Origin of the sequence: Brevibacterium ravenspurgense (assembly GCF_001584615.1) — a bacterium.
Classification (GTDB): Bacteria; Actinomycetota; Actinomycetes; order Actinomycetales; family Brevibacteriaceae; genus Brevibacterium; species Brevibacterium ravenspurgense.
In genome coordinates this window covers 63,676-88,570 of record NZ_LQQC01000012.1, presented here as the reverse complement: position 1 = coordinate 88,570, position 24,895 = coordinate 63,676, and the positions used below count along the sequence as shown (strand labels likewise).

At 60.8% G+C, this 24,895-nt stretch carries 20 protein-coding genes; 11 read left to right on the top strand and 9 right to left on the bottom strand.

Going from position 1 to position 24,895, the window contains the following annotated elements; translation table 11 throughout:
- Nucleotides 1-90: 90 nt before the first annotated feature.
- Both Bravens_RS09055 and Bravens_RS09050 read left to right on the top strand, forming a co-directional pair.
- Nucleotides 91-1,284, top strand: a complete 1,194-nt coding sequence (locus Bravens_RS09055; protein WP_062022646.1) for an acyl-CoA dehydrogenase family protein — start codon at nucleotides 91-93, stop codon at nucleotides 1,282-1,284.
- A gap of 27 nt (nucleotides 1,285-1,311) precedes the next feature.
- Nucleotides 1,312-2,454 carry an acyl-CoA dehydrogenase family protein gene (locus Bravens_RS09050; protein WP_062022644.1) on the top strand — a complete coding sequence of 381 codons (1,143 nt, stop codon included), beginning with the start codon at nucleotides 1,312-1,314 and terminating at the stop codon, nucleotides 2,452-2,454.
- A 137-nt stretch (nucleotides 2,455-2,591) separates the two neighbouring features.
- Here the strand turns inward: Bravens_RS09050 and Bravens_RS09045 are convergent, their stop codons facing one another.
- Genes Bravens_RS09045 through pyrE form a run of 4 tightly spaced genes read right to left on the bottom strand, consistent with a single transcriptional unit; the run spans nucleotide 2,592 to nucleotide 6,181 of the window.
- The gene (locus Bravens_RS09045; RefSeq protein ID WP_062022641.1) at nucleotides 2,592-3,266 is read right to left on the bottom strand and encodes a TrmH family RNA methyltransferase; all 675 of its coding nucleotides are present in this window, start codon (nucleotides 3,264-3,266) and stop codon (nucleotides 2,592-2,594) included.
- Nucleotides 3,259-4,809: an ABC transporter permease gene (locus tag Bravens_RS09040; protein ID WP_062022638.1), complete on the bottom strand. Its 1,551-nt coding sequence runs from the start codon at nucleotides 4,807-4,809 to the stop codon at nucleotides 3,259-3,261. Before Bravens_RS09040 ends, Bravens_RS09045 begins: the two co-directional genes overlap by 8 nt.
- Nucleotides 4,809-5,552, bottom strand: a complete 744-nt coding sequence (locus Bravens_RS09035; protein WP_062022635.1) for an ABC transporter ATP-binding protein — start codon at nucleotides 5,550-5,552, stop codon at nucleotides 4,809-4,811. Before Bravens_RS09035 ends, Bravens_RS09040 begins: the two co-directional genes overlap by 1 nt.
- Nucleotides 5,553-5,590: 38 nt before the next feature.
- Nucleotides 5,591-6,181 (bottom strand): orotate phosphoribosyltransferase, encoded by a 591-nt coding sequence (pyrE, locus tag Bravens_RS09030; protein WP_019175916.1) that lies wholly within the window; start codon nucleotides 6,179-6,181, stop codon nucleotides 5,591-5,593.
- Between the two features lie 1,302 nt (nucleotides 6,182-7,483).
- Here pyrE and Bravens_RS09025 point away from each other — a divergent pair.
- Both Bravens_RS09025 and Bravens_RS10570 read left to right on the top strand, forming a co-directional pair.
- Nucleotides 7,484-8,269, top strand: coding sequence for an exodeoxyribonuclease III (locus tag Bravens_RS09025; RefSeq protein WP_062022632.1), 786 nt, complete (start codon nucleotides 7,484-7,486; stop codon nucleotides 8,267-8,269).
- 12 nt (nucleotides 8,270-8,281) lie between these two features.
- On the top strand, nucleotides 8,282-9,166 hold the full coding sequence (locus tag Bravens_RS10570) for a hypothetical protein (protein ID WP_157452743.1): 885 nt from the start codon (nucleotides 8,282-8,284) through the stop codon (nucleotides 9,164-9,166).
- 72 nt (nucleotides 9,167-9,238) lie between these two features.
- Here Bravens_RS10570 and clpB read toward each other — a convergent pair whose 3' ends face one another.
- Complete coding sequence (clpB, locus tag Bravens_RS09015) at nucleotides 9,239-11,836, bottom strand: ATP-dependent chaperone ClpB (protein ID WP_062022627.1); 2,598 nt, start codon at nucleotides 11,834-11,836, stop codon at nucleotides 9,239-9,241.
- Between the two features lie 129 nt (nucleotides 11,837-11,965).
- On the opposite strand from clpB, the gene Bravens_RS09010 reads away from it, so the two are divergent.
- The 7 genes from Bravens_RS09010 (at nucleotide 11,966) to Bravens_RS08980 (ending at nucleotide 21,393) form a co-directional block, all read left to right on the top strand.
- Nucleotides 11,966-12,787, top strand: a complete 822-nt coding sequence (locus tag Bravens_RS09010) for an enoyl-CoA hydratase (RefSeq protein ID WP_062022625.1) — start codon at nucleotides 11,966-11,968, stop codon at nucleotides 12,785-12,787.
- Between the two features lie 53 nt (nucleotides 12,788-12,840).
- On the top strand, nucleotides 12,841-13,761 hold the full coding sequence (locus tag Bravens_RS09005; protein WP_062022621.1) for an NAD-dependent epimerase/dehydratase family protein: 921 nt from the start codon (nucleotides 12,841-12,843) through the stop codon (nucleotides 13,759-13,761).
- Nucleotides 13,762-14,374: 613 nt separating this feature from the next.
- Complete coding sequence (locus Bravens_RS09000; protein WP_062022619.1) at nucleotides 14,375-16,564, top strand: glycosyltransferase family protein; 2,190 nt, start codon at nucleotides 14,375-14,377, stop codon at nucleotides 16,562-16,564.
- A 54-nt stretch (nucleotides 16,565-16,618) separates the two neighbouring features.
- Entirely contained in the window at nucleotides 16,619-17,551 is a 933-nt protein-coding gene (locus tag Bravens_RS08995) for an ATP-grasp fold amidoligase family protein (RefSeq protein WP_157452742.1), read from the top strand.
- Nucleotides 17,552-17,986: 435 nt separating this feature from the next.
- Complete coding sequence (locus tag Bravens_RS08990; protein WP_157452741.1) at nucleotides 17,987-18,208, top strand: hypothetical protein; 222 nt, start codon at nucleotides 17,987-17,989, stop codon at nucleotides 18,206-18,208.
- Between the two features lie 213 nt (nucleotides 18,209-18,421).
- On the top strand, nucleotides 18,422-19,867 hold the full coding sequence (locus Bravens_RS08985; RefSeq protein WP_062022613.1) for an APC family permease: 1,446 nt from the start codon (nucleotides 18,422-18,424) through the stop codon (nucleotides 19,865-19,867).
- Between the two features lie 2 nt (nucleotides 19,868-19,869).
- Nucleotides 19,870-21,393, top strand: coding sequence for a serine hydrolase domain-containing protein (locus Bravens_RS08980; protein WP_062022611.1), 1,524 nt, complete (start codon nucleotides 19,870-19,872; stop codon nucleotides 21,391-21,393).
- Nucleotides 21,394-21,443: 50 nt separating this feature from the next.
- Here the strand turns inward: Bravens_RS08980 and Bravens_RS08975 are convergent, their stop codons facing one another.
- The 4 genes from Bravens_RS08975 to Bravens_RS08960 all read right to left on the bottom strand — a co-directional run bounded on the left by Bravens_RS08975 (nucleotide 21,444) and on the right by Bravens_RS08960 (nucleotide 24,805).
- Nucleotides 21,444-21,962, bottom strand: coding sequence for a hypothetical protein (locus tag Bravens_RS08975; protein WP_061941509.1), 519 nt, complete (start codon nucleotides 21,960-21,962; stop codon nucleotides 21,444-21,446).
- A gap of 226 nt (nucleotides 21,963-22,188) precedes the next feature.
- Entirely contained in the window at nucleotides 22,189-23,007 is an 819-nt protein-coding gene (locus tag Bravens_RS08970; protein ID WP_062022608.1) for a MetQ/NlpA family ABC transporter substrate-binding protein, read from the bottom strand.
- A gap of 44 nt (nucleotides 23,008-23,051) precedes the next feature.
- Nucleotides 23,052-23,807, bottom strand: a complete 756-nt coding sequence (locus tag Bravens_RS08965; RefSeq protein WP_062022606.1) for a methionine ABC transporter permease — start codon at nucleotides 23,805-23,807, stop codon at nucleotides 23,052-23,054.
- Nucleotides 23,804-24,805 carry a methionine ABC transporter ATP-binding protein gene (locus tag Bravens_RS08960; protein WP_062022603.1) on the bottom strand — a complete coding sequence of 334 codons (1,002 nt, stop codon included), beginning with the start codon at nucleotides 24,803-24,805 and terminating at the stop codon, nucleotides 23,804-23,806. The genes Bravens_RS08965 and Bravens_RS08960 overlap by 4 nt, the downstream gene beginning before the upstream one ends.
- Between the last annotated feature and the right edge of the window lie 90 nt (nucleotides 24,806-24,895).

The window sequence follows — 24,895 nt, the reverse complement described above, 5'->3', positions numbered from 1 at the left end:
GACACAGATTTTCCCAAAATGCGGCGCGGGTCATAGTATGGGCTCAAACCAACCAAACGAACGATCAAATTCGATCGGGGAAGAGGACCGATGGACAGCCTTTTCAGCAAAGAAGAGTTGGAATTCGCAGAAGAGATGCGGAACTTCTACCGCACTGAGATTCCCGAAGAAATCCGCTACCGCGTGGCAATCGGCCAGGAAGTCTCCAAGGACGACATGGTCACCAGCCAGCGCATCCTCAACAAGCACGGCCTGGCCGTCCCCAACTGGTCACTGGAATACGGCGGCCGCGACTGGACCCCCGTCCAGCGCCACATCTACCTGGACGAAATGCAGACCGCGTGCGTTCCGCACCCGCTGCCGTTCAACGCGTCCATGGTCGGCCCCGTGATCGACACCTTCGGTTCGAAGGAAATCAAGGACCGCTTCCTGCCGGCCACCGCCAACCTCGACATCTGGTGGTCGCAGGGCTTTTCCGAACCCAACGCCGGTTCCGACCTCGCATCGCTGAAGACCTCGGCCGTGCGCGACGGCGACAAGTACATCGTCAACGGCCAGAAGACCTGGACCACACTCGGCCAGTACGGCGACTGGATCTTCTGCCTGGTCCGCACCGACCCCAACGTGAAGAAGCAGGCCGGTATTTCATTCCTGCTGATCGACATGACCTCCCCCGGTCTGACGGTTCGCCCCATCCAGACGATCGACGGCGGCGTTGAAGTCAACGAAGTGTTCTTCGAAAACGTCGAAGTTCCCGTCGAGAACCTCGTCGGCGAAGAGAACAAGGGCTGGACCTACGCCAAGTTCCTCCTGGGCAACGAGCGCACCGGCATCGCCCGCGTCGGCGAATCCAAGGTCAACCTGGCACGCGCCAAGGCCTACGCCGCAGCAACCAAGACCCAGCGCGGCTCGCTGTTGGACGACCCGCAGTACTCCACCCGGATCGCCAAGATCGAAGCCGAACTCAAGGCACTCGAAATGATGCAGCTGCGCGTTCTGTCCACCCAGGTTGCAGGCTCCGACGCACCCGACCCGCGGTCGTCAATCCTCAAGCTGCGCGGTTCGGAACTCCAGCAGGACATCACCGAACTGCTCATGGACATCGTCGCCCCGCAGGGCATGGACTTCGTCGACTCCGCACAGACCCGCGACGGCTTCACCAACCTGCCCCAGGCTGCTGTCTCTGCCACGGCACGCTACTTCAACATGCGCAAGGTGACGATCTACGGAGGATCCTCCGAAGTCCAGCGCTCCATCATCTCCAAGGCCATCCTGGGTCTGTGACCTGCTGAAGAACGAGAGGTATAGAAAATGGATCTTGAACTCAATGACATCCAGCAGGAACTCAAATCGACCGTCGGCCGCCTGCTGAAAGACAAGTACAGCGCTGAAGCGCGCGAAGAGATTCTGCGCTCGGAAGCCGGTTGGAGCCAGCAGATGTGGGACCAGTTCGCACAGCTGGGCCTCATGTCGCTGCCGATTGAAGAAGAATACGGCGGCGCCGGCATGGGCTTTGGCGAAGTCGCAGTCGTCATGGAGGCGTTCGGCCGCGCACTCGTGCTCGAACCCTACCTGCCGACCGTCGTGCTGGGTGCCGGCCTCATCCAGGCCGCAGGCAGCGAAGACCAGAAGGCAGAACTGCTGCCCGCGGTTGCAGCCGGCGAACTCAAGCTGGCCCTCGCCGCGCAGGAACCGGCCGGCCGCTACGACTTCCTCAACCCGACCACCACGGCTCAGGCCTCCGGTGACGGCTACACCGTTTCGGGCGAAAAGGCGCAGGTCATCGGCGGCGACGCAGCCGACACCTTCGTCGTCACGGCAACGGTCGACGGTGAGCTCGGCCTGTTCCTCGTCAAGGCCGACGCCGACGGTGTGACCGTCGACCCGCGCACCCAGGCTGACGGCCTGCGCAGCGCATCCGTCCTCTTCGACGGTGCGACAGCCCAGCGTCTGGAAGCCGGCGATGCGGCGGCAGCGATTGAGCGCGTCCTCGACACCGCTCAGGCAGCCCTCGCCGCTGAAGCAGTCGGCGCTATGGAAGCCGCACTGTTCATGACGGCCGACTACCTCAAGACCCGCGAACAGTTCGGTGTGCCGATCGGCGTCTTCCAGACCCTGCAGCACCGCGCGGCAGACGCCTACGCGAAGCTCGAAGAGGCCAAGTCGATGGCGCTGTACTCGAAGCTCGCCATCGAGGCTGACACCGACGGAACCTCCAAGACCCGCCACGCGGACGTGCTCGCCGCCAAGGTCATCATCGACCAGTCAGCAAAGCACATTTTCTCGGAGTCCATCCAGATGCACGGCGGTATCGGCATGACGATGGAATACCCCATCGGCCACTACGCCAAGCGGCTGACCGTCATCCCCCGCACCTTCGCCGCTCCCGACCAGGCTCTGGCCGAACTCGGCGAAGTCGGCGGTCTGCTCGAACCCTACGCAGCTGACCTCTGATCTGTGCGGCTGAGCCGAGTTCCGGCTCAGGCAAGACAAAGTACGAGGTGCCGCTCACCTTTTCTGGTGAGCGGCACCTCGTGCTTTGTGCTGGGTTTTTCTGCCGTCGGCTGCGCGCACCGTCAGCTGACGGGCTCTTAGCTGACGGTCTGCCCGAACTCCCACCTGCGGATCCAGGCGTGCATCGCGATTGCCGCTGCGGCAGCCGCGTTCATGGAGCGGGTCGAACCGTACTGCTCAATTGACAGGACGGCTTCGCAGGCTTCGTGCGCACTGTCTGTCAGCCCGATGGACTCCTGACCGAACAGAAACACACAGTCCCGCGGAAGGTCATAGGTTTCGAGCGGCGTTGAGTCGGGGAAGTTGTCGATGCCGATCAGCGGCAGGTTCCTTTCGGCACACCAAGCCGCGAGGTCGTCGGCACTCGGGTGGTGTAGAACGTGCTGGTAGCGGTCGGTGACCATGGCGCCTCGGCGGTTCCAGCGCTTCTTGCCGACAATGTGCACGGCAGCCGCGTTGAAGGCGTTGGCTGTGCGCACAACCGAACCGATGTTGAGGTCATGCTGCCAGTTCTCAATCGCCACGTGAAAGCCGTGGCGACGCTGGTCGAGGTCGGCGATGATCGCCTCCATCGTCCAGTAGCGGTACCCGTCGACCACATTGCGGCGGTCGCCGTCGCGCAGCAGCTCGGGATCATAGCGCTCGTCGTCGGGCCATTCGCCCTCCCACGGGCCAACCCCGTGGGAGGGTGCTGCGGATTCAGCCGGCTCTGCGGCTGTCGGCTCCGCGGTGGGAGATGACGGCTCAGTCATCCTCGTTCACGGACTTGCCGGCCTTCTTCTTGGGCTTCTTGGCCTTGGCGGAGCCAGCTTTAGCGGAGTCGGCCTTGGAGGACTTGCCGTCAGCCTCCTTGACCTTCGCCTTGTCAGCTTCCTCAGCGTCCTCAGCCTCGGCAGCGTCGTCGGCTTCCTCAGCCTCGGCAGCGTCGTCGGCTTCCTCCGCCTCGTCAGCCGTGTCGACCTTGTCAGCCTTGCCCTTCGGTTCGTTCTTGAGCTTTGCCTTCGCAACAGCCGGACGGCCTGCGATGCCGGCACCCGACAGCACGGTCTTCGTGTAGCGCGAGATCGCCAGCATGACGAGAACAACCGCGACGACAGCGGCCGAAGCGGCGGCCACCAGACCGTGCCACCACGGGGCGGCGGTCAGCAGGTACAGCGCGCCGACACCGGTCGGTTCGGCAAACGGCAACCACGCGGCAACCTGCGGCAGACTGTCAGCCATGAACGGCAGCATCGGCAGGAACGCCATCACGACGATGACAACTCCCACAACAGCCGCGCCGATCCGGCGTCCCCGCTGCTTGGCACCCATTGCAATGAGCGCGAAGAGTGCGATGACCGCAGCCGCATAGAAGGCATAGCTCAGAACAAACCAGCCGAGCGCAGGCAGAGCCGCATACACCTCGCCGGCCAGACCGATGACAGACATGCCCAGCAGGCCGACCACCGCCGTGATGACCAGCAGGAGCAGAGCCAGCTGCGTCAGCCCCCAAATGCGGCCCCACAGCGCCGAGCGCGGCGGGATGGTGGCCACAATGATTTCGCTGGTGCGGGTGCGGCGCTCTTCGCGCACACCCCGGTAGGCCAAAGCACCCAGGCTCAGTCCTGCAGCCAGGGTCAACGCGGCCATCGTCCAGGCCACGACCTCGCCGGTTGCGGGATCAATGGGCCCACCGTCGACGTAGGTGACGTCAGGCGTGTTGACGAGCTTGTCGATGATTGCCTGCGGCATGCGGTTCTTGGCGATCAGCTGGTCGTTGCCCTGACCCGTGGGGTCCTGCAGGAGGAACGCATCAACCTTGCCGCTCTTAACGGCGTCCTGGCCCTCTTCGACGCTCGTGACGATCGTGACGGACATGCCCAGCTGCTGCTCGACCTGCGGAAGCTGCTGTGCAACCTGGTCCTTCTGCTCTTCCGGCACCATCATGGCAACGCTTTCGCCGCTGCCGGCGGACACACCGGTGCGCGAAAAGCCGATGATGAGCGCAGCAAGCACGCCGATGATGAGTGCGAGCGCGGTCGCTGCGAACAGCGGACTGCGCAGCGCCTGCGAGGTTTCGCGGTTGGCTACCAGGTAGGACGCCTGCCCACCCGTGAGGTCGCGGAACTCGGAGACGAGCCCCGTCTTGGTTTCATCGCCGGTGTCCTCACGCAGCTCATCGGGAACCTCTGCGAGTTCTCCCACCGGTTCGTCACCGAGGTTGTGCGGGTCGAGGGCCTTCCCTCCCCCGCCGAGGTCCGTGTACGAGGTGGTGCTGATGTTGTCGTGATCCTCGCCGTGATCTTTGTTTGCCATCAGACGTCCTCCTTGAAGATCTCCCGCAGGCTGGCGGGCTGAGCGTCGGCCTTGGCGCCGGTCTTGGCCTTGGCCTTGGCCGCGTGTTCCTTCCGCAGCTCCTTGGCTGTTCCGTGGGCGATGACGCTGCCGTGGCCCAGCACCAGAATGTCGTCGGCGTACTGTTCGATGAGCTCCCAGTCGTCAGACGTGACGATGATGGGCACGCCGGCGTCCGCGTGGTCCTTCAGCAGGCCGAACACGAGCTTGGCGGAGGCCATGTCGAGGCCCTCGCCGATTTCGTCGATGACGACGACATCCGGGTCAGCGGCCAGAACCGCGGCGATGTGCACGCGAGCCTGTTCGGTTCCCGACAGCTGGGAAAGCGGAACGTAGGCGCGGTCCGACAGTTCGAGACGGGCAAGCAGGGTGACCGCGTTGCGCTCTGCCGCACCGAGCGTCATGCCGTGCAGGCGCGCCATGTAGACGATCTGCTCCATGACCTTCATGGAGGGGAAGCCGCCGCGTTCGGCGGGCAAGTAGCCGAAGTTTTGGCGGTCACCGCCGACGAGCTCGTTGTCTTCGAGCTTCACGGTGCCGCTTTCGGGTTCGATGATGCCCATGATGGCGCGGGCGAGTTCGGTTTTGCCGGCGCCCTTGGGGCCCACAACACCGAGGATGCGCCCCGGGGTCGCTTTGACGGAAACGTCGTCAAGCCACAGTCTGCGCTGCGACTTCACAGTGATGGACGACAGTTCGAGCACAGGGTGTCCTTTCCTTTGCGGACTTTCGCCGCGTGACTTCAGTCCAGGCCGAGGTCAGCGGTGGTCAATGCTGTCAGATAGCGCAGACCTTCTGCTTCAACGCGTTCGCGCGCACCGGTGTTGCGGTCCATGACCACGACGACGGCGACGACTTCCGCACCGGCTTCACGCAGGGCTTCCACGGCGGTGAGAACCGATCCGCCGGTTGTCGACGTGTCTTCTACAGCGACGACGCGACGGCCCCGGACGTCCGGTCCTTCGACGCGCTTGCCCATGCCGTGTTCTTTTGCCTGCTTGCGCACAACGAAGGTGTCCAGCGGGGTGCCGCGACGCACGGAGGCGTGCATGGTGGCGGTTCCCACGGGGTCAGCGCCCATGGTGAGCCCGCCGACGGCATCAACCGAGTCCAGCAGGCCTTCGGCTTCGAGGACGTCGAGGACGATGTCGCCCACGAGAGGCGCCGACCGGTGGTCGAGCGTCACCAGGCGCAGGTCCAGGTAGTAGTCGGCCTGCTTCCCCGAAGACAGGGTGAAGCTGCCGCGCTTAACGGCCAGGGAGTCGATGAGTTTCAGCAGCTCTTCGCGTGTCTGCGCAGGATCGTACGAACGTGTGTCGGTCATGGCCGCCATTGTATTCGCGGGCATGAGCGCCACTTCACATGGAGTAGGGAGGAACCCTCTCACCTGGCACCTCGGGAGCACCCGGACCTGCACCTCGGGAGCCCGGGGTGCCGCTCGGCTGGGAGGTGACCTCCACCTCGACAGTCCGCGAGGTGCCGCACCCCTGGCACCGAACCTCACCTCGGGAGCCTCCCCCAGACCCCCGCCCACGCTTTAGCAACAAAAACTCCCCTTAGCAGTGGCGGCTAAAGCGCAGATTCCGGCTAAAGGGAGTCTCCCTACGGCTAAGGCGCAGAAACCGGCTAACGGGAGTTTTTGCTTCACCAACCGCAGCCAGCCCGACTGAAAACCACGAGGTGCCGCTCGGCTGGGAGGTGACCTCCACCTCGGCAGTCTCCCCCAGACCCCCGCCCACGCTTTAGCAACAAAAACTCCCCTTAGCAGTGGCGGCTAAAGCGCAGATTCCGGCTAAAGGGAGTCTCCCAACGGCTAAGCCGCAGATTCCGGCTAACGGGTGTTTTTGCTTCGCCAACCGCTGCCAGCCCGATTGAAAACACGAGGTGCCGCTCACCTGGCACCGGAACTCCACCTCGGCAGCCCGGGGTGCCGCACACCCGCCAACCAAACCCCCACCCCTGCACCTCGGGAGCCTTCCCCAGACCCTCACCCACGCTTTAGCAACAAAAACTCCCCTTAGCAGTCACTGCTAAAGCGCAGATTCCGGCTAAAGGGAGTCTCCCAACGGCTAAGCCGCAGATTCCGGCTAACGGGAGTTTTTGCTTCACCAACCGCAGCCAGCCCGACTGAAAACCACGAGGTGCCGCTCACCTGGGACCTCGGGAGCCTTCCCCAGACCCTCACCCACGCTTTAGCAACAAAAACTCCCCTCAGCAGTGGCGGCTAAAGCGCAGAAACCGGCTAAAGGGAGTCTCCCTACGGCTAAGGCGCGGATTCCGGCTAAAGGGTGTTTTTGGGGGCTCGGCTCAACCCGTCAGGACGCCCTCCCCAAACGATCGAAGGCCCGGCCGTCAGTGGCCGGGCCTTCGGAGCACTCCCCTCGAGTACCTGGACGCATCCCCATACGTCCGTGATGTCTGCTCGATCCCCACCGAGCCGACGTGATCAAGCTTACATAAATAATAATTCCTTCGCATGTATATTTTCACGATGCGGACATTATTTTTGGAAATTCGCCTTTATCGCAGGCCAGACGGCTGTTCTTCAGGCCCTCTCATGCTTTCCACAGACCCGCGCACGTTTCCTGACAACAAGACCCGTGACCGTGTCAGTGCAAGCCGTTAGGGTGGACTCGTGCGAATTGTGAATTGGAATGTCAACTCGATCCGAGCCCGAGCCGAGCGCATCGGGGCTTTTCTTGACCGCTCAGACGTTGACGTCTTGGCGATTCAAGAACTCAAGTGCCGTGACGACCAGTTCCCGGAAGACATCTTCTCCTCCCGCGGCTACGAAGTCGCCTACCACGGCCTCAACCAGTGGAACGGCGTTGCCATCGCCAGCCGCGTTGGTCTCGACAATGTCGAAATCGGCTTTGCGGGCATGCCCGAATTCAACGACGCTCTCGAAGCCCGCGCACTGTCGGCCGACACCGGCGGGGTGCGCGTCTATTCGCTCTACGTGCCCAACGGGCGGGAACTCGACCACCCGCACTATCACTACAAGCTCGATTGGCTGAGCCGCCTGCGCGACGTCGCAGCGAACCGGCTTGCCGCAGACCCCGACGACCGCTTCGTCATGGTCGGCGACTTCAACGTTGCCCCGCTCGACGAAGACGTCTGGGACATGGAGGCATTTGACGGTCTGACGCACGTGTCCGAACCCGAACGCGAAGCGTTCCGCAGCCTCACCGACGCGAGCCTGCAGGAAACCACCCGGCAGTTCACCCCCGGCCCCGGCGTCTACACCTACTGGGACTACCAGCGCCTGCGCTTCCCTAAGAGGGAGGGCATGCGCATCGATTTCCAACTGGCCTCACCGGCCCTTGCCGCCACCGCTGTCGACGCCCACATCGACCGCGAAGAACGCAAGGGCAAAGGAGCATCTGACCACGCGCCCGTTTGGGTGGACTACCGCATCTGACAGGGAGTTCTCATGCCAGCACAGCCGCCAACCAACCCGCCCCCAGGACCCTACGGACATAGGCCGCAGCCTCCACAACACGGTGGTGGCGGGCAGCCCCCGCAGTACGGCGGCAACCAGCAGTCCCCATACCAGAGCGGCAGTGGGCAGCCGCAGCACCAAAGCGGCGCCCCGCAGGCGTCACCCTACGGTGGCAGCGGGCAGCCCCCGCAGTACGGCGGCGGCCAGCAGCCTCCCTACTCCGGCGGACCACAGCCTTCGCCCTTCGGGGCACCTCCACCTCCGCCTAAAAAGAAGAACACGGGGCTGATCATCGGGCTCGTCGGTGGCGGACTGGTCCTGGTGCTCATCATCATCGGCGCGCTGGGGCTCGGCCTCTTCGGCTTCTTCGCCTTCAAGAAGGACCCGGTAGCAGAACCCGCACCCGGCACCTCGTCACCTGACAGCAAACCGGCACCTCTGCCGGAGAACACAGGAGACCCCAACGACCCGGGATCGCAGGACGATGGTGACGCGCCTCCCCCGGGCAGCGATATCGCAACCAGCCTGGGAAAGCTCAAAGCCGGTGACTGCGTAATCAACCTTTCCACTGCCGGCCCACCAGCCACCGTGCCCTGCAGTGAACCCCACGTTCACCAGATCTTCTCGGTCGGCCGAACCTCCGACCAGTCGGATACCTATCCCGGCTACAGCACACTGAGCAAGGACGGCGAAAGCTACTGCAAGTCCGCGCGCTTCGAACTCGACACCGATCGCGCTGTCGCTGACGACCTCAAAATGGTCTTCTTCACCCCCAATGCAACGGGGTGGAAGGACCCCGACAACAGGCACATCGTCTGCGCGGTCCAGCGCAAGGACGGCTCAAAGATGTCCGAGGACTACAGCAAGACCGCCTGACCGACTTCTACGGCACAGAGCACGAGGGGCGCGGAGAGTTTCTCCGCGCCCCTCGCGTGTGAACAGCCCGCGTCAGTCAGCGTGCTCGACCGGAACGATCGACAGGCCACCGGATTCGGCGGTATCGACGCGCACGGTGTCGCCATCGCGCACTTCGCCGGCCAGGATCTCCTTGGCCAGGCCATCGCCGATCGTGCGCTGCACCAGACGGCGCAGCGGGCGAGCGCCGAACGCCGGATCGTAGCCTTCCTGCGCCAGGTAATCCGAGGCAGCCGGCGTGATGTCCAGAACAATGCGGCGATCGCTCAGACGCTGCTGCATCGCGTCGATCTGCAGGTCGACGATCCGAGCGAGGTCCTCGCGGCTGAGAGCGTCGAACATGACGACGTCATCCAGACGGTTGAGGAACTCCGGTTTGAACGCGGTGCGCACCACGTCCATGACCGACTCTTCCTTCGTCTTGGCATCGAGAGTCTGGTCCACCATGAACTGGCTTCCCAGGTTCGACGTCAGGATGAGCACCGTATTGCGGAAGTCAACAGTTCGGCCCTGACCGTCGGTCAGCCGACCGTCGTCCAGCACCTGCAGCAGGATGTCGAAGACGTCCGGGTGAGCCTTCTCGACCTCGTCAAGCAGGACCACCGAGTACGGCCGGCGGCGGACAGCCTCGGTCAGCTGACCACCCGTTTCGTAGCCGACGTAGCCCGGAGGGGCCCCGACCAGACGGGCGACCGAGTGCTTTTCGCCGTATTCGGACATGTCGATCCTGATCATGGCGCGCTCGTCATCGAACAGGAAGTCAGCCAAGGACTTGGCCAGCTCCGTCTTGCCGACACCCGTCGGACCCAGGAACAGGAACGAACCCGTGGGGCGGTTGGGGTCGGAAACCCCGGCGCGTGCACGGCGGATAGCGTCCGACACCGTCTCAACGGCCTTCTTCTGGCCGATGAGCCGCTTACCGATGTGCTCTTCGGCGTGTAGCAGCTTTTCCCGTTCGCCTTCCAGCAGACGGCCGGCGGGAATGCCCGTCCACGACGACACGACTTCGGCGATGTCGTCGGCCGTAACCTGTTCGCCCACCATCTGCTTGGTCTGGCCGGCTGCCGATTCGGCTTCTTCTGCCGCGGCGATCTCCTTTTCAACCTGCGGGATTTCGCCGTACAGCAGACGCGAAGCGGTTTCGAGGTCCGTGTCGCGGCGCGCGATCTCAGCCTGACTGCGCAGATCGTCGAGCTTCTGCCGCAGTTCGCCCAGGCGGTTCAGACCTGCACGCTGCGATTCCCACGCAGCGGTCAGACCGAACAGGGTTTCCTGCTTGTCTGCAAGGTCTTCACGCAGAGCGGCCAGGCGCTCCTTCGAGGCTTCGTCGGTTTCGGCCGACAGGGCCATTTCCTCCATTTTGAGGCGGTCAACGTCGCGCTGCAGCTGGTCGATTTCGACGGGTGCCGAATCGATTTCCATGCGCAGGCGGCTGGCGGCCTCGTCAACGAGGTCGATGGCCTTGTCCGGCAGCTGCCGGTCCGTAATGTAGCGGTTCGACAGCGAAGCGGCGGCCACGAGAGCCGAATCTGCGATCGTCACCTTGTGGTGAGCTTCGTAGCGCTCCTTCAGACCGCGCAGAATCGCAATCGAGTCCTCAACGCTGGGCTCACCGACGAACACCTGCTGGAACCTGCGCTCCAAGGCAGGGTCCTTTTCGATGTTCTCGCGGTACTCATCGAGCGTCGTCGCACCTACCAGCCGCAGTTCGCCGCGGGCCAGCATGGGCTTGAGCATATTGCCCGCATCCATTGCGGAGTCCCCCGTGGCACCTGCGCCGACGAGCGTGTGGATTTCGTCGATGAAGGTCACAATCTGGCCTTCGGAGTTCTTGATCTCCTCAAGAACGGCCTTCATGCGCTCTTCGAACTCGCCGCGGTACTTGGCACCGGCAACCATGGCCGACAGGTCGAGGCTGACCAGCTGCTTGCCGCGCAGACTTTCAGGGACGTCGCCTGCGACCATGCGCTGCGCAAGGCCTTCGACAACGGCCGTCTTGCCGACACCGGCCTCACCGATGAGCACCGGGTTGTTCTTGGTGCGGCGCGACAGCACCTGGATGACCCGGCGGATCTCAGAGTCACGGCCGATGACGGGGTCGAGTTTGCCGTCGCGGGCCTGCTGGGTCAGGTCGAGGCCATACTTTTCGAGAGCCTGGAAGGTGTCTTCCGGGTTTTCGCTGGTGACCTTGCGACCACCGCGAACCTCCGGAAGAGCGGCCAGCAGTGCATCGCGGGAAATGCCTTCGGCACTGAGCAGCCGACCGGCTTCACCGGAATCAGCTGCAATACCCAGAAGGAGGTGTTCGGTCGACACGTACTGGTCACCGAGTGCCTGCATTTCCTTTTCAGCACTGCTGATGACCGACAGTCCGGCGCGTGAAAGCTGCGGCTGGCTGACGGAGGATCCGCTGGCGGACGGCAGTCCGGCAACGATGGCCTGGGCACGGCTGCGAATCTCCTGGGGGCGTCCACCCAGGTGAGTGATGAGGGCGCCGGCAATGCTGTCTTCGCCCTCGAGCAGAGCAGCGAGGAGGTGCGCAGGCTCAACCTGCGAGTTTCCGCGCTCCGCGGCGTCCTTGATCGCGGTGGAAAGAGCCACCTGCGACCGTGACGTGAATTTGGTGTCCATGGGGACACCTCCCTTCGTGCAAAACTACGTTCATACAGGTAACTTCAATAAGGTTGAGTCTATTCCACTCAACCCATGATTTCTGACATATTCTTTCCGCACCGGCACGGACTTTGGCAGACTGAACACATGTCTGAAGAACTGGTCACGCTCGAATACGACGGCCCTATTGCCTTCGTAACCCTCAACAGCCCCGGAAACCGCAACTCCATGTCGCGGAAGATGATGCACGAACTGATCGACGCCTTCCGCACGGTCGGCAAGGACACCGACGTACGCGCCGTTGTGCTGGCGTCCACTGGCAAGGTGTTCTCCGCCGGCCACGATCTGCGCGAAGTCCAGGGCAGCGACCACGCAACACAGCAGAACATCTTCGACACCTGCACCCTGCTCATGCGCATCATCCAGTCGATTCCGCAGCCTGTCATCGCCGAAGTGCAGGGCCTGGCCACCGCTGCGGGCTGTCAGCTGGTGGCCACGTGCGACCTCGCGGTCGCGTCCGAAAGCGCCTCCTTCGCCACACCCGGTGTGACCATCGGCCTGTTCTGTTCGACCCCGATGGTGGCGCTGTCACGCGCGGTCAACCGCAAGACGGCCATGCGAATGCTCCTGACCGGCGAGCCGATGAAAGCCGAAGAGGCATTCCAGCGCGGCCTTGTTTCGCACACCGCACCGGCCTACGCCCTGCGCGAGCGCACACTCGAGGTGGCCCGCACGGTCGCCCAGTCCTCATCAACCACGGTCTCGATCGGCAAGCGCGCCTTCTACGAGCAGATCTCACTGAGCGCAACCGAGGCCTATTCGCGCATGGGCCGGGTCATGGCCGACAACGCCGTGCTCAATGACGCCCAGGAGGGCATCACCGCTTTTCTCGAAAAGCGGTCCCCCGAATGGAGCCACGACCATTCCGAGGCCGAGGGGCTCGTCAGCAAGAACATCGACCGCAACTAGGCGACACTCGCGGCTTCCCGGCCAAAGCGGTCTAAGCGCGTTAACCTACGCGTATGACCGTTCTTGTCACCGGCGCTTCCGGATGCATTGGGCGCGCCGTCATCTCCGCACTGCGCGAAGCCGGCCACACTCCGGTCAGCGCTGGGACGTCCGCGCCTCTCGATGATTCCGTCGAGCACGTCGAATGGGACATCCGCGCGCCCGCTGATAACCGTTTCGCCGGGCGTGACTTCACCGCTGTCATTCACGCTGCCGGAGTGAGCGGCGCTCACCTGTCGCGGGATGATGCCCACGGCGCCAATGTCACGGGGACCCGCAATGTGCTCGATGCCTTCCCCAAGGCGCGTTTCATCTACCTGTCGTGCGCCGATGTCTACGATCCCCGCCGCGGCTACAAGGACCTGTACGAAGAGCGTGGCCCCGCGGAACTCGAATGCTTCACCACCGAGTACGAACGCTCCAAGGTCGAAGCCGAAAACGTCGTCACCCGCCTGCGCCCGGACGCCCTCATTCTGCGCCCCGCCCCCGTCTACGGACCCGGCGACAGGCGCAATTTCCCCTTCATTCAGTCGCTTGCCAGCAAGAAGGGACTCGTCGAACTTCCGGGAGGCGGCCGCCAGAAAACAGCGCTGGCCAGTTCAGACAATGTGGCCGCCGCCGTGCTCGCAGGTCTCAAGCACCCCGAGGCCTACGGCCCGATCAATGTGGCCGACCCCGAACCCTATGTTCTGCGTGACGCCATCAACACGTTCATGGCACGCGCGGGGCTCGTGCCGTTCCGCTTTGACGAGCGCGCCGCCGACCTCGCCCTGACGACAGCGTGGATGCGCGAAAAGACCGGCCGCAAGCCAAAAGACGGCCTCGACCGCTACGCCGTGCGCAAGCTCTCCCAGTCCCGCAGCCTCAACCTGGGGCGCCTGCGCAGACTCCTGGGAGTTGAGCCGGTTCAGGGGCTTGCCCGCAGGGACAGCTGAACCGAACCCCGCTCTCAGCCCACCCACCGCACCAGCCCAGCCCCGCGATCTGAAGCTGATGGCGACAGGACAGAATTCAGAGTCGCCCAACGTTGATAGACAGGTTCCACCGTTTTAGCAATCTCACGACAAGGCGAGCGTCGACTCCAACATCCAACTACAAGCCGGCTGCAAAACGCTCATACGACCTACGCGAACAAGGGTACTCACAAGAACACCGAAAAAGGCGATCGAGGCTACAAACCCGGCACGAATGGTGAGTTGAACGCGCCACGAAAACGAATTCGCAGAATGAATAGCGACAACAAAGCAACCTTCTGCGTTGGGAAAGCAACTAAGAAAACGACTATATGCCACACCGAATACAAGCACACACTTGCGAGAAGCAACAACGGAAGACTAAAACTTAGATTTGACCGCGCTATTGACCGAACAGAAACTAACAATAGGCAAAATCAACGACGCACGAACATTGACACGAAAACTGCCCTGATGTAAAATCCCGTGCGAATGGCTAAGGGTCTCCAAAATGACTAGATAAATAACGAGCAAGGCCAGTAGCCGATAGAAAACCGACTGCAAATAACTCAATAAACACCACTCTGGAGGACCTTTGCGACTCGCCAACAGTCTTCGCACGCGAACCTCGAGGAGAACCCTACCGCCAGTCCTGGCCGTTCAGACCCTCGTAGCCCTGGCGCTTATACTTCTTCAACAATGGACAGAGCTCGCACTGCTGATTGCTGTCAGCATTCCTATCACTATCGCCCTTATTTTACTTGTAGACAACCGAGTCGCGACCAGCGAAAACGAAACCTCTCTATCTGAACTCCAGCACACTACAGATAAGCAGCTAGCTGAAACCAAGAATGCGCAACAGATTATTCAAAGAATCGACAACCGTGCTCGGAAAATAAATCCAACAATAAATAATATCGCCGGATCTGTGGGCAGAAGTGCACCGATCATCAGAGACATAAAAGCCCAAGTCACGGCATTCAGCACAACCCAATTCGAAAAAGGCGCCAAACATATTTCAGCGGCCAAGGGAAGACCCCCTCTTGAGGGTCACGAGGGACACATCAAACTCGCCGCCTCGAAGCCAACGATCGACAGAGCTCCAGAACATTCGCCCAACGTAGCGATGATCGCTGATCCATTTACAGCTGAAGCCTTTTCATTGGAATGGAACACGTTCTTTCCTACGCCGACGAACTGGCGAGAGCTAACGCATTCCCGTCGCCCAGACTTCTTATTTGTTGAAAGCGCATGGGAGGGCAACGACGGAGCGTGGAAGTATCACCTTACCGGCCCAACTGCACCAAGGCCAGCATTAATAGAGCTTGTAGAATACTACAAAGACAGTGGCATACCCACAGTATTTTGGAATAAAGAAGACCCCCCGCACTTTGAAGATTTCATCGATGCCGCGAAACTTTTTGACTACGTATTTACCACAGAGGGAGAGCTTATACCGGAATATAAATCTCGTCTAGGCCACGAACGCGTTGCTCTTTTGCCCTTCGCGGCGCAACCCAAGCTACACAATCCGATACGGAGCTCAATTTCTCCCCGCCAGGGCGACATCGTGTTTGGCGGTATGTACTTCCGCGATAAATACCCTGAGCGCCGACACCAAATGGATCGCTTGCTGACAGCCGCCAAGAAGCTATCGCTTGATATTTTTTCTCGCCAAAGCAACGGGGACCCGAAATATCAATTTCCAAAGACCTTCGATGATCATGTGCATAGCGCGATCGAGTATCACCGCATGGTCACCGCTTACAAAGAATATAAAGTCGTAATTAATGTCAATTCGGTTGTTAACTCGGATACAATGTGCGCCCGACGAATATTTGAGGCAACCGCGTGTGGCGCAGCTGTAGTCACCGAGCCCACTCCGGCAACAAAACGATTTTTTCCAAATTCACTTCTAACTGAAACGTATGACGAGCAAGACGCATACCTGAATATGCGCACGCTACTACGCTCAGACGAGTACCGTGATCGTCTTGTACACAAGGCTCAAAGGCACGTGTGGGAAAATCATACTTACGCGCACAGAGCCAGGGAAGTGCAAGCTATGCTGGAATACCCTTTTTCATCTAGGGACCAAAGCGCAAGTTTTATTGTCACTAGTAATCGCCCTACCGAGCTCCGCAATGTTCTTGCAAATTACGCCCGACAAGACGTTTCGAACAAAGAACTTTTGTATCTAGCGCATGGGTTTACTGTTGACGAGAAGCTGTTGATGTCCTTATGTGACGAGTTAGGAATCGATCCACCGACTGTAATTCATGCCCCTAACACAGACCCATTAGGCAAAAACCTAAACACACTATGTGAGGCCGCTTCTGGTGATTGCATTGTAAGAATGGACGATGACGATTACTACGGGGAGAAGTATGCCGCAGACCTGCTTCATGCCATGAACTTTAGTTCATCTCCGCTCGTAGGTAAGGCCGATTCTTACATATATCTTGAGGAGCTCGACGTGACCGTACGCACGCTTGTTGGGCACTCGAACAAGTTTACTGACCTGATACGCGGCGCAACCTTTTGCGGCACTCGCGACTTGTTTAACGAGTACCGCTTCCCCGAAATGGGCAAGTCTGAAGATTCTTCCTTCCTGCAGCGTCTGATAAAAGACGGCATTCGCCCATACGCGGCCGACCGTTTCAACTTTATTGTGAAACGAAAAGCGAACAAATCAAGCCACACCTGGCAAGTCAACGACAGAACACTGTTTCACACTGGAGTTCAGGCTTTTTACGGTTGGGACCCAAAGCAGGTTTCCGTTTAATTGCAGTTCGCGAAGAATCGAATCGCTAAGTATCTCTGCTGCGTCGAGGTTAAAATGAAAGAGCAAAACGAAGCACCGGATCGGCTTACCCATAAGTCTATTCGAGCCATTCAACAAGAATTGAATGACTATAAGGCTACACTCGGGAACACCAAAGCCAGGCTGCGAGGACCTAGCTTCCACCGTGAACTGCAAAGCTATATCAACTACATCAGTATACTTTCGAATGATCCGCGCTATAAATCCCACCCTCTAATGAAGCTTGGCAGCAAACTTGCTGTTTATGAGATAGCTAAGAACGCCGGTGTTGAAACACCCACTGTCTATGGCGAATGGAATAACATCTCGGACGTCGATTTTTCCGTGATACCGGACGAGTTTGTACTAAAATCTGACGGCGGCTCTACTAGTCAAGGGGTGCTGCCTCTCCGCCGGGTGTCTCCTGACGTTTACATAAGGGCGGACGGCTTGAAGGAATTCACTCAAGATGAAATTGTAGATCATATGCTCGAAGCGGAAAGAAAAGGAGTCGCCTACGGTCGCATTTTCGTCGAAGAATTCCTTCATCCCGCGCAGGGTTGTAATACGATACCTGATGACGTCAAAATTTACATGGCCTACGATCAGGTTTTACACGTATTGTTGAGGTCCGTTGATTCTCATGGAAATGTCTATGGGAACCGGTCGAAGTATGTCGATGAGCACGGAGAATGTCTTGGCGTCGTTAATCGGGGTCGCACCCCTGACCTTAGTATCCCCGTACCGAGCTCATTACCCGAAATGGTCTCTATCGCCAAGAGAGTATCTAAATCGCTTCGCTTGCCATTTGTTAGAGTAGATCTCTATGACACTACACGTGGTGTTGTTCTTGGGGAGTTGACGCGCGCCCCTGGCGGTGAACAGAAGTATATTCTGGAACATGACCAAAGAATGGGCAGAGGGTGGCTCGTCGGTTCGGCTAACCTGTGGCTCGACCAAAACTCATGACGGTGGAATCATCATTTCCCGCTATGTGCATAGGATCTACCACATCAAAATTTAGTTATTTAAGTTTAACTTTCTTGCCGTCTTTAATTTAGCATGATACGCGGCTTGCCAGGATTATCTCCGGGCAAGCCGCTTAAGATATGAGAAACATCTAAGGAGGAGTCCCGGACAGTTATTCGCTTCGACGAAATAGTCACCACGCATTGTCGGGTATGCCAGTCGTTCGAACCGTTATATTTGGCCCCAGTTGCGACTGGGTTGAACCTATTGCATTGCCTTTAAATCGATCTATATAGGTCGCTTGCGCTTGGTCTGTTTATACTTTGGTCCCACTGTGGTCTCTCGGGTTAAGGTATGGCTCCTTATCATTTTCGGGCACGCCAACCCGAGAAGGTTGCTAGCGGTTTTTTGCCGTGCGATGCCATCAACACGTTCATGGCACGCGCGGGGCTCGTGCCGTTCCGCTTTGACGAGCGCGCCGCCGACCTCGCCCTGACGACAGCGTGGATGCGCGAAAAGACCGGCCGCAAGCCAAAAGACGGCCTCGACCGCTACGCCGTGCGCAAGCTCTCCCAGTCCCGCAGCCTCAACCTGGGGCGCCTGCGCAGACTCCTGGGAGTTGAGCCGGTTCAGGGGCTTGCCCGCAGGGACAGCTGAACCGAACCCCGCTCTCAGCCCACCCACCGCACCAGCCCAGCCCTCAGAACAAACCCGGGCAGGCACCTCGTGCCCTGCCACCTCGTACCCGGTGCTTCAAACCCCCACCCGGGGCACATTGATGCAGGTCACACCGCACGTCGTATCATGAGGCGAACCAATCGTCTGGCGCTGCGGCACTGAGAGCCCGGCGCTCTTCCCCGGAGGGACATCGTGGCTGAACTCAAAAAGTCGCTCGGTCTTTTCCAGCTTCTGGCGTTCGGCGTGGCCGGCGTCATCGGAACAAGCTGGATTTACACCAACTCGAAGCTCATGGACGCCTACGGCGCCGGCGGTATGGTCTTCGGCCTGCTGCTCGGCGTTCTGCTGGCCTCCTTTGTTGCTCTGGCATATTCAGAGCTGACATCCGCATTCCCCCGCGCCGGCGGTGAGGTCGTCTTCTCCTACACCACGATGGGTCGCGGCCCCGCCTTCTTCACCGGCTGGATGCTGTTGGGGGCCTACGTGTCGTCCCTGGCGTTCTACGTCACCGCCTTCGGTTTCCTGCTGAGCAACTTCGTGCCGGCAATGAAGACGATGCCGCTTTACACCATCAACGGCGAAACCGTGTACCTGCCGGTTCTGGCGGTCGGCGTCATCCTGACCCTGCTCATGTTCGCACTCAACTGGTTCGGCGTTGAGATCGGCGGGCGCGTGCAGATGTTCATGTTCGCAGCGATTGTGCTGATCGGCGCAGCACTGATCGTTGTGGGCTTCGCCAGCGGCTCGCCGTCGAACTTCTTCCCAGCCTACGCCGAAGGCACTGCCCCGGTGTCTGACACTCTGCGCTTCATCATTCCGGGCATGACCTTCCTGGCGGGCTTCGGCCTTGTTGCCGTCCTTGCCGAAGACGCAAAGATATCGCCCAAGCGGGTGGGCCGTGCGGTGGTCCTCACGGTCATCACCGCGGGCCTGTTCTACACCGCTGTTCTTGCCGCAACCGCGTGGGTTATGCCGTGGCAGGACGTCGCGAAGATGGACCTGGGCACCGTGTCGGCGTTCACCGAGGCCGGCTTCCCCATTCTGGGCACCGGCGCCTACGCAATCGCGTTCCTGGGCCTGCTCACCAGCTTCCTCGGCCTGTTCGTAGCCAGTTCGCGCATCATCGTGGCCATGGCCCGCGGCCAGCTGCTCCCGCCGAGCCTCGCCGTCATCAACCCCAAGCGGCAGACTCCCGGCCGTGCTCTCATCGTGACGACCGTTGTCACTCTGGCTCTGGGTTGGCTTGGTCCGGGTGCCGTCGTGTGGTTCCTCGACACTGGCGGCGTGTACCTGGGTGTTGTGTGGTTCATGGTGGTGATCGCCAAGTACCTGCTGCCGCGCAAGTACCCGAATGCGGTTCGCCGTTCCAAGCTGTCATTCCTGCCCGCGCTCGGTGGTCTGGGCGCTATCGGCGTCATCGTGTGGGCGCTGGTTCCCGGAACATCGTCGTCGCTGGTGTGGCCGGCCGAATACATCATCTTGGGCGCGTGGCTGCTTCTGGGCGTTGTCATGTACGTCTTCGCGGCCAGCCGCCGCACGATCGGCTACGACGAAGGTCTGCATGAAATCCTCGGTGATTCCTATGCCAACCTCCACATTGACGACGCCTCGACTGAAACCGCGAAGAAGGAGCTGTGAGAGTGCTGTCGCAGACCGCACGTGAAGCCATTGTCGACACCATCCGCCAAGAGACCACCCGGGTGCCGGAAACGGCGTTCGGGATCATTTCAGAAGGCCAACTTCACGAGGTGGAGGGCCGGGACCGGATCTTCCGGGTCGCCTCGATCACGAAGTCGTTCACGGCAGCTGCCCTGACCGGTTTGGTCAGGGGTCTCATTCCGGGTAAGCCGGTGAGGATGGACGATCCTGTTCTCGACTGGGTGCCCGAACTCGCCGAGGCGGGGTGGGCTGAGGACGTCGTCATCGACGACCTGCTGCGCATGTCATCGGGTCTGCCGACGGACGATCCCTGGGCAGACCGCCAGGAGTCGATGTCTCAAGAGGATTTCCTGCAGCTGCTCGGGGAACCAGTCATTCGCGACTTCCCCGCGGGAACGGCTTACCGCTATGCCAACCTCGGCTATGCGGTCGCCGGTCTCGTCATCGAGCGCGCCGCGCAGAAGCCCTTCGCACAGCTCATCGACGAGGTCTTCCTCACTCCCCTGGGCATGACGTCCTCAGGTTTCGATGTTCGCAAACTCGATGCGGATCGGCTGGTCACGGGATACCGGCGCACTCGCGACGGTGAACTCGAGCCGCAGGACATTTCTCTGCCCGGCGCGTTTTCGGCCATCGGCGGACTCGCATCGACCGTGGGCGACCTCGCCTTGTGGGTGCAGGCGCAGATCGACGCCGTCAGCCCTGGTGGCGACGATTCGGCTTTCCGTGCGATAGCGGCAGCCACGGGCGAAGACACTCCCCGGCGGGTGCGCCTGTGGCGGCGAGTGCTGGCCGACCAGCAGCAGCCGGTGCGAGCCATGGAAATCACGCACGGGACATCTGACGCCGCTCATGGCGGCCCTGAGCTGTTCGCGGTCAGCGGCGGCTACGGGCTGGGCCTGCGCTGCTATTTCGACACCCGCTTCGGCAGCTTCGCTGGACATTCCGGCGGCTACCCCGGTTTCGGTCTGCACATGCGCTGGCACGCTGCCAGCCGCACCGGGGTCATTCTCTTCACCGCTCTGACCGGCTACCCTACGGAAGCCGTCACCGCCAAAGCTCTCGAAGCTGGGCTCGCAGTTCAGCGCCACGAGGACCCCTCCAGCCCCGTGTGGCCGCGCACAGAGGCACCAACCGCGACCCCCACGGGGCCGGGAGCAGGGCTGGTTGTCCCCGTTCGCTCCGTCAGCGCATTCGGCCCAAGCGACCGCGCTCTGGAACTGGTCCGCATTGCTGAGGACATGATCCGCACCGGCGACGACAGTGCGGCTGACGACGTGTTCTCCATGAACGTGGATCTCGACCAGCCGCGCCAGGAGCGCCTGGCGGCGTGGGCGGCAGCCCGCGAGCACACGGGAGAAGTCGAAAAGGAGCCCATCGAGCCTCACTTCACAGGCGCCTCGTCGGCGACGTGGACCGTGACCGGAACGCTCGGCAGCCGCACCGTGACGATGACGCTCAACCCCTACGAGCAGATCCAGGGGCTGAGCATCAAGCTGCACTGACAGACCGGCGTGAGCCCAGAGCCGGGTGTTGAGTCCTGAAGATGATCCGGCTATTCCTGGGCTTTCACCTCAGCGTCTGCACGTTGAATCAGCACTTCAAGTCGATCAGAATTGGAGTGCAGTTTCTCGACGACGGCTTTCAGTGGTTCGCAGGTTTCAGCTTCGATGGCTTTAACAAACTTCAATCCGAAACTGGCGTCAGGATTTCGTCCCAGATCTCGATTAGAAAGAAGTTCGGATCTGAGGGCCTCAATTGCGCCAGCACCATTATGTAATGTGCGCAATAAGATAATGTCCTCAGCGTGTGGCACATCCACGAGATCCAACAAATAAAGGTGGGATATCTCAATAGATGCCGCTAGTTTTTGTATAGGCTCCAAGCGATCAAGCCACTGCTCAATGAAACGATGGCAGAGAGCTGAGTCGTTGGGCGCGATTTTCTCCTCAAGAGCCTCTCGCACGTGAGCAATTGACATACCCTCCGAAAGTTTGAGCGCATCAGAAAAATTATCGTACGGCGCTGCCGAGATCTCACGAGCCAGCTGACTCTTACTATCTAACCCATCCATTACTGATCTCCCCTCCTTTCAATGCGTAGGCGACCACAACAGTATGCCTCTTCCCTTTATATTTATACTTGTAGACGGCTTGCTTTGCACCACCTCCCTTATAGGGCGAATACTTGCTGTTTTGACTTTGCTCCTACTTTCTTCCTTAAGCCCGTAGGGAGCACACGGAAAGGGGCCGCGGGAAAACTCCCGCGGCCCCTTTCCGTCGCTTCTGACAGCGAGTGTCTTACTGAACGTTCGGCAGGATGAGGCCGTCCCACTTCTCGTTGATGAAGTCAGCCATGTCCTGCGAGGTCAGGATCTTGTGGAGCTTCTGAATGCGCTCGTCATCCTTGAGCTCGGGGCGAGTGGCAAGCACGTTGTAGTACTTCGAACCCTCTTCCTCGGTCGCGATGATGGTGTCCTTCGTCAGCTTGGCCGGGATGGCGTAGGACGAGGTGACGAAGGCGGCATCGTCATCTTCAAGCGTGCGCGGAAGGCTCGCGTTGTCGACTTCCTGGAACTTGAAGTTCTTCTTGCTCTCGGTGATGCCGTCGGGCTTGGTTGCGCCGTCCTCAATCTTGATCGCGCCGGCTTCCTGCAGCAGTTCAAGGGCGCGGCCTTCGTTCGTCGGGTCGTTCGGGATCGACACGACAGCACCATCAGGGAGTTCGTCGAGCGACTTGTACTTCTTCGAGTGGAAGGCAGCCGCCGGCAGGTAGATTTCGCCAACCGATTCGAGGTCACCGCCGGCTTCCTCGTTGTAGGTGTCGAGGAAGTCCTGGTGCTGGAACAGGTTCGCATCAATCGAACCGTCCGACAGCGCCGGGTTGGGGGTGTTGTAGTCGTTGAACTCAACGAACTCGACGTTGATGCCTTCCTTTTCGGCGAGTTCGTCAGCCACGTGGGTGAGCATTTCACCGGCCGGGACGGCCAGAGCGCCGACCTTCAGCGGGGTGTCCAGCGATGCGTCTTCTGACTTCTGTGCACCGCCGCCGCAGGCGGACAGTGTGAGGCTGAGAGCAGCGACTGCGGCGATGATGCCGCGGCGAGCCGATACCTTCATGTTTCTCCTTAGGTGGGTTTTTCTGTGTGTTTGTCTGCGCTCCGTCAGATCTGACGGCTGAAGAAGCCGCGGTGGCGGGGCTTGGCGCGTCCGTACCGCTTGGCAATGAAGCTCAGGGCTGTCTGGATGATCTGCACGAGGACGAACAGGATGATGATGACGGCGACCATGTGAATCGGCGAGTACATCTGGTGTCCGTACGTGATCGCAACCTGGCCCAGACCACCGCCGCCGACCGTGCCGACCATCGCCGAGAAGTTGATGATCGAGGTCAGGGTCGTCGCTGTGCCCAGAATGATCGACGGTGTCGCTTCCGGCATGATGACGCGGCGAATGGTCAGCCACCGGGACGCGCCGAGGGATTCAGCGGCCTCCAGCAGACCGGGGTCGACTTCGCGCACCGCGATTTCGACCATGCGGGCAAAGAACGGGATGGCCACCAGCGTCAGCGGAACCGTTGCGGCTTCCGTGCCAATGAACGTCGCTCGGCCGGTAAACATCTGCATGACGAAGCGCGTTGTGGGAATGAGCGCGATCATGAGCACGATGAACGGCACGGAGCGGCCGACGTTGACGACGAACCCGAGCACCCAGTTGATGATTGCGCCCAGCCAGCGCTGGCCGAACGGTGCAGCGAGGAAACCGTCCTTTTCGGTTGCGACGAGCACAATGCCCAACGGCAGCCCCACCAGGAGGGTGAAGAACATTGCCACCGAACCCATGAACAGGGTTTCCTGGGTGCCCTTCCACAGGACGCTGAACAGCTGAGGCCAGAAGTCGGGGTTGTTGATGTCGGTCATGCCGCACCCCCCTGTTCCTGCGCACGCCAGGCCACGAGGCCGCGCGAACGGAAGTTATCGACGACCGCCTCGGCCTGCCGACCATCACCGGGCACCGCCAGGCGGGTGCGGCCAACCTGCTTGCCGTCAACGGTTTCCAGAGCCGCCCCGAGGATCGATACGTCGATGTCGAGTTCGCGGGCGAGTTTGACGACCGCACCGTCGGTGGCTTCGCTTCCGAAGTAGGTCACGTCGACGATTTCGTGTCCCGGAACCGGCGCGTAGGCGCCGACGGGGAACAGTTCGTCTGCAATCCGGCTGCCGGGTGAGCTGATGAGCTCCGGCAGGGTTCCGGTTTCCTGCACGGCGCCGTCTTCCATGAGTGCCGCGGAATCGCAGATGCGCTTGACGACGTCCATTTGGTGGGTGATGAGGAGGACGGTCAGGTCGAGTTCGACGCTGAGCTTTTTGATGAGGTCGAGAATTGACCGGGTGGTTTCCGGGTCGAGCGCGCTGGTGGCCTCGTCGCTGAGCAGAACTTTGGGCTGAGCTGCCAGCGCCCGGGCGATGCCGACGCGCTGGCGCTGTCCGCCGGACAGCTGGCGTGGGTGGTGGTCTGCGCGGTGAGACAGGCCCACGAGCTCAAGGACCTCACCAACGCGCTGGCGACGCTTGGTGCGCGGCTGACCGACAGCTTCGAGCGCGAAGTCGACGTTGTCGGCCACGGTGCGGTTGCCCACGAGGTTGAAGTGCTGAAACACCATTCCGATGTCGTGGCGTGCTTCCGAAAGCCTGCGCCCGCGCAGGGAGCTGATGGGGTGATCCCCGACTGTCACGGTCCCGCTGTCAGGACGTTCAAGCGCATTGACGCAGCGCAGAAGAGTGGACTTACCAGCGCCGGACTGGCCGACAACACCGAAAATGCTGCCCTGCTCAACGTGCAGAGAAACATCGCGCAGCGCGTGGACCGCGGATTCCCCGCTGCCATAAGTGCGGCTGACACCGTCGATTGTGATCATGAAACCTCCGGCGACGATTGTCGGCCACCGGATGAGGCCTTATGAAATCATGTGACGGTTTAAGACAGCGCTGTGGCGGAGATTACACGC